At 74.7% G+C, this 9,810-nt stretch carries 11 protein-coding genes and 1 pseudogene; 3 read left to right on the top strand and 9 right to left on the bottom strand.

Annotated elements, in window-relative coordinates:
* Positions 1-230: pseudogene (locus E1298_RS48775) on the top strand (chromosome segregation ATPase); the annotation flags it as partial.
* 72 nt (positions 231-302) lie between these two features.
* On the opposite strand, the gene E1298_RS38875 reads toward E1298_RS48775, so the two are convergent.
* From E1298_RS38875 to E1298_RS38885, 3 genes are all read right to left on the bottom strand, one after another.
* A complete protein-coding gene (locus E1298_RS38875; protein ID WP_131902391.1) occupies positions 303-518 on the bottom strand; it encodes a hypothetical protein in 216 nt (71 codons plus the stop codon).
* Between the two features lie 129 nt (positions 519-647).
* Positions 648-1,337: a hypothetical protein gene (locus E1298_RS38880; protein ID WP_131902392.1), complete on the bottom strand. Its 690-nt coding sequence runs from the start codon at positions 1,335-1,337 to the stop codon at positions 648-650.
* Between the two features lie 149 nt (positions 1,338-1,486).
* Positions 1,487-2,002: a hypothetical protein gene (locus E1298_RS38885; protein WP_131902393.1), complete on the bottom strand. Its 516-nt coding sequence runs from the start codon at positions 2,000-2,002 to the stop codon at positions 1,487-1,489.
* A gap of 196 nt (positions 2,003-2,198) precedes the next feature.
* On the opposite strand from E1298_RS38885, the gene E1298_RS38890 reads away from it, so the two are divergent.
* Together E1298_RS38890 and E1298_RS38895 are read left to right on the top strand one after the other, a co-directional pair.
* Positions 2,199-3,014, top strand: a complete 816-nt coding sequence (locus E1298_RS38890; protein WP_243726077.1) for an ABC transporter ATP-binding protein — start codon at positions 2,199-2,201, stop codon at positions 3,012-3,014.
* Positions 3,015-3,069: 55 nt separating this feature from the next.
* The gene (locus E1298_RS38895; RefSeq protein WP_131902395.1) at positions 3,070-3,723 is read left to right on the top strand and encodes a maleylpyruvate isomerase N-terminal domain-containing protein; all 654 of its coding nucleotides are present in this window, start codon (positions 3,070-3,072) and stop codon (positions 3,721-3,723) included.
* A gap of 21 nt (positions 3,724-3,744) precedes the next feature.
* Here the strand turns inward: E1298_RS38895 and E1298_RS38900 are convergent, their stop codons facing one another.
* The 6 genes from E1298_RS38900 to E1298_RS38925 all read right to left on the bottom strand — a co-directional run bounded on the left by E1298_RS38900 (position 3,745) and on the right by E1298_RS38925 (position 9,778).
* The gene (locus E1298_RS38900) at positions 3,745-5,094 is read right to left on the bottom strand and encodes an AAA family ATPase (protein WP_131902396.1); all 1,350 of its coding nucleotides are present in this window, start codon (positions 5,092-5,094) and stop codon (positions 3,745-3,747) included.
* Entirely contained in the window at positions 5,091-6,563 is a 1,473-nt protein-coding gene (locus E1298_RS38905; RefSeq protein ID WP_131902397.1) for a hypothetical protein, read from the bottom strand. Before E1298_RS38905 ends, E1298_RS38900 begins: the two co-directional genes overlap by 4 nt.
* Positions 6,564-6,600: 37 nt before the next feature.
* Complete coding sequence (locus E1298_RS38910; protein WP_131902398.1) at positions 6,601-7,707, bottom strand: hypothetical protein; 1,107 nt, start codon at positions 7,705-7,707, stop codon at positions 6,601-6,603.
* Entirely contained in the window at positions 7,704-8,600 is an 897-nt protein-coding gene (locus tag E1298_RS38915) for a hypothetical protein (RefSeq protein WP_131902399.1), read from the bottom strand. The genes E1298_RS38910 and E1298_RS38915 overlap by 4 nt, the downstream gene beginning before the upstream one ends.
* A gap of 130 nt (positions 8,601-8,730) precedes the next feature.
* Complete coding sequence (locus E1298_RS38920; protein WP_131902400.1) at positions 8,731-9,339, bottom strand: class I SAM-dependent methyltransferase; 609 nt, start codon at positions 9,337-9,339, stop codon at positions 8,731-8,733.
* Between the two features lie 49 nt (positions 9,340-9,388).
* On the bottom strand, positions 9,389-9,778 hold the full coding sequence (locus tag E1298_RS38925) for a VOC family protein (RefSeq protein ID WP_131902401.1): 390 nt from the start codon (positions 9,776-9,778) through the stop codon (positions 9,389-9,391).
* Between the last annotated feature and the right edge of the window lie 32 nt (positions 9,779-9,810).

Below are 9,810 nucleotides of genomic sequence, written 5' to 3' on the forward strand. Positions count from 1 at the left end.
CGATGCAGAACGGGGCCCCGTCCCCGAACGGGGTGCCGGTGCCGCACGCGGCCCCGGTCCCCGGCCCCGGAGGGAACGGCGGTCCGGGTCCCGGCTATGGCCCGGGCCAGGGCGGTGGACCCGCGGGCGCCTCCCCGTCCGGACCGCCCGGCCACCCCATGCAGGGCGGCGACCCCGGCAGGTCCCTGAACGGCGCCGACCGGGAGGACCCCCTCTTCACCGGCCCCTGACGCACGCGCTTCCGTCCGGACGCACTGAGCGGGGCCCCGGCATTCCGGGGCCTCCGCTCGGCGGCTTCACCCTCAGCCGTACCTGACGACCATGAACAGGACCGTCCCCGCGCTCAGGACGAGCAGCGCGGTCTCGGCGCGCTCCTTCACCGCCGTCTGCCGCAGGTTGCTCACCCGCTTGCGGCCCAGCCGGACGTCGAACACGGCGCGGCGCGCCCGCTCCCAGTGCATCCCCGTGTACGCCGCGAACACCGCGACCCCCAGCAGGAGAACTATCGTTCCGCTCATCTGACCCGCCTCCGTATTCGCGGAAAGTCAGATTGAACAGCGGATCGCACCCGTCGCACCGCGTCAGGCGACACATTCCTCGAACCCATCCGGAACGGGACCACTTTCCGGACGATCAAGGCGTGATGGTCACCGTCCGAACCGGGCCGCGTCGATCTCGATCCAGATCTGCTCGGACCGGCCCAGCAGCCGCCCGTCCGCCCCGTACAGCGCCGTCGCCGCGTGCATCTTGCGGTCCTCGCGGCTGCGGGCCAGGCCCATCACCACGCACCGCTCGCCCGCCTGCGGCAGCTCGGTGACCTGCGCGGTCATCGTGCCGAGGACGGCCGGACGGCCCACCACGCCGAACGACCAGCCGCCGGGGCAGTCCAGCGCCGCCCACACCAGCTCGCGCTCGGGCGCCCCGTCCGGGACCCACGGCGCCGCCACCGTGCCGTCGCCCACCGGGCCCGGCTCCAGCCGCAGGCCGTCGCCGGGCTCCCGGTCCGGGCCGCAGACGAAGCAGCGCGGGAACGGGTGGTCCTCCGCCGCCCGGAACTTCTCCGCCGCCCCCAGCGCCGTCTCGAACGGGACCGGCGCGACGGGCGGGACCACGATCGCGCCCGCGAGCGCCTCCGCGACCAGGTGCTCGCCGTCCCACAGCCGCACGCTGTGCCCGCGCTCGTCCTCGACCGTGACGGTCAGCCCGGTGTCCAGCGGCGGAGGGCGCCGTAGCGTCACCGTCACCGTGTCGGAGGCCACCCGCCCCGCCAGGAGGCCCGCCGCGTACCCGCCGTTGCCCGACCCGTCCGGGCCCTGGAACCGTCTCTCAATGATCACCTTGCGTCCCCCGTGCTCAGAACCGCCAAAACGGCACCGATTGTAATGATCGGGTCTGACGGTCCCGCGCCCGCCCCGGTTCCCCGGCCGCCCGGCGCCCGGCCGCCGAGCGGCCGGCGTCCGCCCGGCGTTGCGCGCGCGTGCGCTGGTCAGATGGCGCGGGACGGCTGGGGGCGGCCCGGCCGCGTGGTGAAGAACACCGAGAAGGAGCCCTTCAACCGGGCGCGCACCGTCTCCTCGTCGACGGCGCCGTCCTCGGGGACGGGGGTGCGGGTGAGGGCGCGGTCCATGAGGAGCTCGACGTTGCGGTCGGCCACCAGCACGGAGCACGTGTCGCACGCGTACCAGGGGTAGAGCATGTTCAGCACGGCCACGGCGGTGTCGTCGTCGGACAGCTGCGTGGTGTCGAGCTCGACCTCGAACATGTCGGTGTCCTCGGGGTCGAGCGTCGGATAGTAGAGCCAGCGGGGTCCGGGAGCGGTGCAGAAGTCGCACGCCTGGTCGAGCGGGGCGGGCTCGCCCACGGCGAGCTCCAGCTCGTGGTCCCACGGCTCCACCCGCCGGTTGTGGCGGTAGCCCACGCCGTCGAGCGATCCCTCGCGGTTGTGCGTGACGTCGTGCACCTCGCCGCCGCAGCGGGCGCACATGAAGCCGATGTCCTCCATGTCCCTCCCCTGATCGCTGAGGCACCGGCTCTCACAGTATCCGGCCGGGCGCCCGTGTCGTACCAGGTGCCGCGTTGCGTCGGGTACGTTGAGATCTTCTTGGCGCCCCGCCCCGGTGATCCCGGCCGTCCGCGCCCCCGCGCCGCACATCCGCTTACCCGCGCGTTCCTTGCCGATGAACCGAACGGGAGGTCCCGTGTCCCTCGCCCCCGCCGCGACCCGCGTCGTGCTCAACGCCGACAAGATCGACCTCGTCCGCGAGCGGCGCCTGCTCCTCGACCGGGTGACGATGACCGTGCTCCGCGGCGAGCACTGGGCGCTGATCGGCCCGAACGGCGCTGGCAAGAGCACGCTCCTCGGCATCCTCGGCGCCTACACGCACCCGACCCGCGGCTCGGCCGAGATCCTGGGGCGGCGGCTCGGCCGGGTGGACGTGCAGGAGCTGCGCAGGCTGATCGGCCAGGTCAACCCGCGGCACCCGCTGGAGTCGGCGCGGACGGTCCGCGAGATCGTCCTGACCGGCGTGACGGGCACGATCGAGCTGGTCCCGCGCTGGACGCCCGCCGAGGACGACCTGCGCCGCGCCGACGAGCTGATCGCGCTGATGGGCCTGACGCCGCGCACCGAGGCCCGCTGGCCGCACCTGTCCCAGGGGGAGCGGGGGAGGACCCTGATCGCCCGCGCGCTCATGCCCGACCCGCCGCTGCTGCTGCTCGACGAGCCCGCGACGGGCCTGGACGTCGCCGCCCGCGAGCGGCTGCTGGCGAGCCTGGACCAACTGCGCGCCGACCGTCCCGACCTGACGACCGTGCTGGTCACGCACCATCTGGAGGAGCTCCCGACCAGCACCAGCCACGCGCTGCTGCTGCGGGACGGGCAGGTCCTCGCCTCCGGCCCGGCCGGCGACGTCCTCACCACCGACCTGGTCAGCGCGTGCTTCGACCACCCGATCGCGATCACCCGCCACAACGGCCGCTGGGCCGCCACCGCCGGCCCGTCCCCGGTGGCCTAGCCGGACGCCGGAAATACGCTTGTCCGCCGTTCCCGTACGGCACTACGGTGCCGCAGTGGATCTCTTCTCACGCTCTTGGACGGCCTTGCGCGCGGCGGTCGGCGAACTCTCCGGCCAGGACTGGGAACGGCCGTCCGGCTGTACCGGCTGGCTCGTGCGGGACCTGGTGTGCCACCTGGTCATCGACGCCCAGGACGTTCTGATCACGCTGGTGACGCCCGCCGACGCCGAGCCGACCGTTGACTCGGTCACCTACTGGAAGCTCGTCGAGCCCCCGACCGGCGAGGACCCGCTCGACGCGCTGATCCCCCGGCTGGCCGCCGCGTACGGCGACCCGGAACTGCTGAGGTTCCATTTCGACGACGTCGGCGCCGCCGCCGGGCGCGCCGCCGAACTCGCCGACCCGGCCGCCCGCGTCAGCACCCAGGACGTCGTGCTGACCGCAGGCGACTACCTGTCCGCGTACGTCATGGAATGGACGCTGCACCACCTCGACCTGATCGCGCACCTGCCCTCGGCCGCCGGACCGCCCGCCGAGACCGTCGCGGCCGCCCGCGCGTCGCTGGAGAAGATCGCCGGTGCGGCGTTCCCGGCGTCGTTTTCCGACACGGACGCGCTGCTGGTCGGGACCGGACGCCGGGTCGCGACCGACGCCGAGAAGGCCGCGCTGGGCGAGCTGGCCGCGCGGATCCCGCTCGTCCTCGGCTGAGCGGGCCGCGGCCGCGCCGTCCTAGTCCGCTTGGACGCGGTGCTCGGCCAGGTGGGCCAGGACGGACTGGTTGGCCTCCCACCCGTCCGGGAACTTCACCGGCACGCCGAGGTGCACCGGCTCGGTGGACGGATGGGCGTCCAGCAGCTCGGGAATGCCCGCCCGCGCCACCACGACACACGCGTGCCGGTGCCGTGACGTCAGCACGCAGAGGCGGCCCGACTCCAGATGGAACGCCGTCGCGTCGCGGCGGCCCGACAGCGGGTGCAGGACGACCGTCACGTCGTACTCGCGACCCTGGAGCCGGTTGGCGGTGTCGACGGTGATGCCCGTGCCGTGCGGGCCGAGCGCGGCGCGGATCGCGGTGACCTGGTCGCGGTGCGCGGCGCCGATGGCGACCCGGTCGGCGCCCACCGGGCCCGACCCCAGCTCGGAGTGCGTGACGGGCCCGCGCTGAAGCAGCCGGACCGCGAGCGCTGCGGTGGCCTGGACGGCCTCGGCGTCGGTGCGGAGCGTGTGCCGGGCGGGCAACTCGTACAGCGCCCAGCCGCTGGACGCGGCCTCTTCCAGTGCACGGTCGTAGGTGGTCCCCATGCCGCGCGCGCCGTACTCCAACCGGCGCTCGCCAGGACGCGTCCCGGCGCGGAACCCGGTGAACGGGTAGAACGCCTGCGACACCACCGGCGCGGCCGAGGCGGGCAACCGCCAGGACACGGGCAGGCGGTGGACGGGCAGGCCGGGGTTGTGCGCCAGGAGAACGGACACGGCGCTGCGCATCGGGTCCCACGACAGGCCCGCCCAGCGCTCCACCTCCACGGTGGAGAACGGGTCGAGTTGGCCCGGGTCGCCCACGAACAGCGCCCGCTCGAACCGTCCGGCGATGCGCAGCAGCATGTCCGAGCGCATCTGGTACGCCTCGTCCACGATCGCCCACGGCCACGAGCCGTCCGGCAGCGTGGCCCACTTCGCGGCCGTCGCGATCACGACCGTCCGCTCGGCGAGGTCGTCGGCCTTCTGCGCGACCCGCACCGCCGGATGGGCCAGGACGCGCTCGGACGGCGCGTACCCCGACGCCGACAGCCGCCCGAGCGTCACGCCGGGGTGCTTGACGGCGATGCGGTCGATGAGGTCGTCGACCTGCTCGTTCGTCTGCGCCACGATCATCAGGCGCTCGCCCGCCGCGGCCAGGTGCGCGGCGGCGCGGACTACCAGCGTGGACTTGCCCGCGCCGGGCGGGGAGTCGACCACGACGCCGCGGTGGGCGCCGGCCAGGTCGGCCATGACCTCCTCGACGACCTTCGTCGCGGCCACGGACGGGTCGAGGCCGTCCGTCGCCACCGGGAACAGGGGGCTCGTCCCGCGTTCGGTCATGACCATTCCTCTTCGGCGTCCTCGTCGTTCGGCACGTACTCCTCGGGCGGCCCGCCGTGCGTCCATGGCGTGTCCTCGCGGTCGGGGAACTTCGCCGCCCCCCACGAGCCCTCCGTGAGCGAGGTGAAGCACACCCGGTCGCCGACCCGCGGGACGGACCCCGGCTCGGGGACGAGCTTGCGGCCCATCCCGCCCGTCAGCTCCAGCAGCACGCCGCCGTCGCCGAACTCCACGATCCTCCCCTTGAGCGCGGGCCGCGCGGCGTTGCACACCGTCGTCCCGACGTCCAGGCGCACCGGGTCCTCGGTGCCGACCCGCAGGTGCGGGCGGAGCTTGGGCCGCTTGCCGGTCTCGTCCAGGCGGGCGGGGTCGCACTCGGTGACCACGCCGCCGAACGCCTGGCCCGCCAGCCGGTACTCGGCCATCACCAGGGGGTCGTCGAACGCCCGCTGCGCGTCGTAGGCGTCCTGGGCGCGCTCCAGGTCGTGCAGCCGCCGCGCCGCCCGGACGGGCGGGTCGCGGCGCGCCTGAGGATACGCCTCGCCGAACGTCTGGTGGTAATAGGTGAAGGCGTCCCGGTCGCGCTCCCAGCGCCCCGGCACGCTCGCCCCCTCCGGCAGCGCCCGCAGCAGCCCGACGGCCCGCCACATCAGCCCCCATGTCGGGGTGAGCTGGCTCGCGAGGGCCGTGCGGAGCCGCTCCTCGGCGCGCTCGTCGCGCCCCGACCGGTCGTAGGACGCGATGGCCGGGGCCAGGACCTCGTTGTCGAAGGTGGGGTCGGTGGCGGGCCCGGCGGGCGGATACGTCAGCGGGTCCTCCGCGCGCGCGGCGGCGGCCGGGCCGTCGAGCCCGTCCGGCGGGTCGATCCAGCCCAGCAGGGCGGCGAGGTTGCCGTCCTCCAGGGAGCTCTGCCCGGTCGCCCAGTGCAGCCGCAGCACCTCGGTCATCGCGCGCAGCAGCGACGAGCCCGGATGGTCGTACCGGTCGGCGAACCACGTCAGCCACCGGCCGAGCACCGGCACCGCGGGATCGACCGCGTAGGCGCCCTCCGTGCTCCGGAACCGCGTCGACCGCCCGAGCAGCCGCAGGAACCCCACGCCGCCCCGGTTCGGGACGAGCAGCTGCGGCGCGTTCCCGTACCGGATCCGCTCGTCGCCCTCCTTGCCCGGCGGCAGCTCCTCGACCGCGCCCCGGCTCGTCTCGATGTGGTTCAGGACGAGCTTGGCCAGGTCGGCCGCGAACGCGAACCGCAGGTCCCGGTTGCGGGGCTGCGGCACCACCAGCAGCGACGGATCGTCCGGCCCGCTCCCGAGCATGACGGCGAGCGGCGCCGCAGCCTCTCCGGCGAGCTTCAGCGGGATGAGCACCAGCGGGTCGTCGGCGATGTGGCAGTGCCGCACCGTGGCGACCGGCTGCGCGATCCCGGCGTCCGCCGCCTGCAACTGCGCCAGCGAGGTCAGCGCGCTCACGCCGCGCCCCCCGCGGGCGGGCGCCCCGGGCTCGGGCTCACGCGGCGCCGCCCTGCGGGACGAGCAGCGCCTCCTCGCGAAGGCGGGCCGCGGTGCGCAGCTGGGCCGCGGTCTCGGCCAGGTCGGCGGACGGGCTGAGCGAGCCGTCCGCCAGCGCCAGGGCGGTGCCGATCGTGTCGACGCCGCCGAGGTCGTCGCGGACGGAGCGGCCGAGCGCGCCCGTCGCCCCGCACGCCCTCGCCTCGTCCCGGCAGAAGAACGCCATCTCGCAGCCCGCCATGCACTCGGGCGCGTACCGCGCCTCCACCGCGCGCACCGAGCCGGCGAGGTCGCCGCCGGGCCCGAACGTCAGGTCGCCGGGCAGCTCGCCGAGGATCTCGTCGATGCGGGTGAGGCGCGCCAGCTGCCGCTCGAGGACGGCGAGCTGCGGCCGCACGTCCAGCGGCGTCGCGGTGGGGCGGTTGGAGAAGTTCTCCGGGCAGACGAGGAACACCTCGTGCGACACCCGCGCGGGATCGTGGCCGAGCTCGCCCACCAGCCGGCGCAGCGCCATCACGTACACCGCGGCCTGCCGCGCGGCCGCCGCGACCTGCTCCGGCTCGGCCTGCCCGTCGACGACGGCGAACGACTTGATCTCGATGACGTGCAGGCGGCCCGCGACCTGGAACGCGATGACGTCCGGCTCCAGGTAGGCGAGCTGCCCGGCGATCTCCAGCCGCAGCAGCGGATGGTCGAACAGCGTGCCCTCGCCGGTCTCCAGCACCCGGGCGAGCAGCCGCCGCGTGCGGGTGTGCCGCAGCTCCCGGCCCTCGTTGCCCGCGACCACCTCCAGGTCGTCGTAGGCGACCTCCGGAACGGCCAGGCCGAGCCGCTCGCGCAGCAGCGTCAGCAACTCCGCGCACCCGTCGGCCTTCACCTGCGCCTCGAACGCGTTCCCGCGCGTGATCGCGAACTGCGACTGGCCGAACGGGGACGGGAAGCCGAGCAGCCGCGCCACCGCGTCCTTGTCGACCCCCGCCGCGTCCATCACCCCGCGGCGGGCGCAGCCGGGATTGGCGGTCAGCGCGGCGATCGTGCGGGCGTCGTGGTTGCGCGGGGGAGCGCCGCCGCGCAGCCGGTCCAGGTCCGGCGCGGTCTCGGTCATCGGTCCGTCTCTCCATTGGTGGCACGGCGCGTGCCGGATTCGTGCAGGGCCCGCAGCCGGCTGCCGAACAGCCGTTCCGCGTCGTCGAGCTGTGAGCGGGCGCGTCCGGCGGCCGATGCGCGCCGCCGCCGGTCGGACTCCCGGTGCACCTCCAGCTCCGCCCGGGCGGCCTCCGCGAGATCGGCCGGATCGACTGTACCGACCGTACCGGTGACCGCACCGGGAATGTTGGACGCGAACCGCCACAGGAGCCTCTGCACGTCCGGGGAGGGCGTCCCCCGCTGGGCGTGCTCGGCGAGGCGGATCGCGGACGTGAGGAAGTCGGTGCGCGGGCTCAGCGGCCCGACGACGCGCTGCTCCAGCGGCCAGGTGCTCACCGTCAGCAGACCGCGGGCGGGCGCGAGCATGTCGGCGGTCAGCGCGGCGCACAGGTAGTAGGGCCGCGCGTAGGGCGCGGTGCGGAACGACCGCTCCTCATCGCGCCGCAGGCTCGTCAGGCGGCTCCCGGCGATCTCGCCGGGGAAGAACGCCGCGTACACCGACCCGATCAGCTTCGGCGCGGCCGGTGCCCCGAGCAGCGTCAGCGCCTGGTGGACCTGCTCCCGGACGGGCAGCAGCCCGCGCTGCCGTCCGCCTTCGCCGCGCTCGCGGTGCTCTCGGCCGGGGCCGTCGCTCCGGTGCCCGCGTTCGTCCGGGACGCGGTCGCCGGTGTCGTCCCGGCCGTCGCCCAGGACGGCCTCGTCCCATTCCCGCTCGGCGCGGCGGAGGTCGGCGCGCAGGCCGCGGGCCGACGTCCGGTCGCCGGCCGCCATCGCCCGCCGCACGGCGGCGCGCAGCTCGGCGATGCGCGCCTCCAGCGCGTCGGGGGTCGGAACGCCGGGGGACCGGGGCATGCGGGCGACAGTACAGGAGCTTCCAGACAGTTCCAGCGTTTTCCAGTAGCGCGGCGGCGGATTCGCCGCGCCCGGAACGGACGGATTCGCCGGTTCCGGGTCAGCGCGGCCTGCCTCACGCGGGTCCGGGTCAGCGCGGCTTGCGCCACACCACGGAGTAGCGGAAGAGCGCGTGCCGCCGGAACGAGGCGCCGGGCAGCAGGCGCAGCGCCTCCGCGCGCACCTCGCCCCAGGACATGTCCGGCTCGGCGATCGGGGCGCCCGGACCGGGGTGGGCGGCCTGCCGCCGCCTGCGCAGCCGGTGGACGTGGTGCACCGGAACCCCGGCCGCCGCCATCGCCCAGTCGCGCGGCCCCCGGTTGCGGGCGAGGCTGATGACCACCAGGCTCCCGCCCGGGCGGACGGCGTCGCGCAGGGCCGTCATCGCCGCGGTGAAGTCCATGTGGTGGATCGCGGTGACGCTGCAGACGAAGTCGTAGTGGTCCTCCGGCAGGCCGTGCTCCAGCAGGTCGGCCGCCACGAAGTCGACGTTGCCGAACCCCTCGCTCAGCGCCTTCGCCTTGGCGATCATCTCCGCCGACAGGTCGATGCCGGTGACGCGCGCGGCGCGGGGCGCCAGCTTGCGGACGAGCAGCCCGTCCCCGCATCCGGCGTCGAGCGCCTCCCCGCACCCGCGCGGCACGTTGCGCAGCACGACATCGTGGTAATGGGTGTTGTGGTTCCAGTAGTCCTCGGTCATCACCTGTAGTCCTCGGTCATCCCATAGTCCTCGGTCATCCCGATACCGATCAGGAACGGGGGTCGCGGCGAAGCGGGTGCCCCTCCGGAACCTCCACGATAACGATCTTGACGCCGTCCGGGTCCTCGATCCACATCTCGACCAGCCCCCACGGCTCCTCGCGCGGCTCCCGGACGATCCGCGCCCCGGCCGCCGCGAGGCGCCCGTGCTCGGCCCGCACGTCCCGGACCTGGAGCCAGAGCATGGGGGAGGGACCGGCCTTGCCGCCGCCGCGCCCGGACACCTCCAGGAAGCCGGAGCCGAGGAAGAACACGACGCCGGGCGAGTCGACCGGGCCGAACTCGCGGTACACCGCGAGCCCCAGCACGTCGCGGTAGAAGCGGCGGCTGCGCTCCGGGTCGTCCGGGCGCAGAAGGACACGGCTGCTCAGAACCTCCATGCCCCCATCCTCGCCCCCGGACGCCCCGGCGC

The organism is Actinomadura rubrisoli (genome assembly GCF_004349215.1).
GTDB classification, from domain to species: domain Bacteria; phylum Actinomycetota; class Actinomycetes; order Streptosporangiales; family Streptosporangiaceae; genus Spirillospora; species Spirillospora rubrisoli.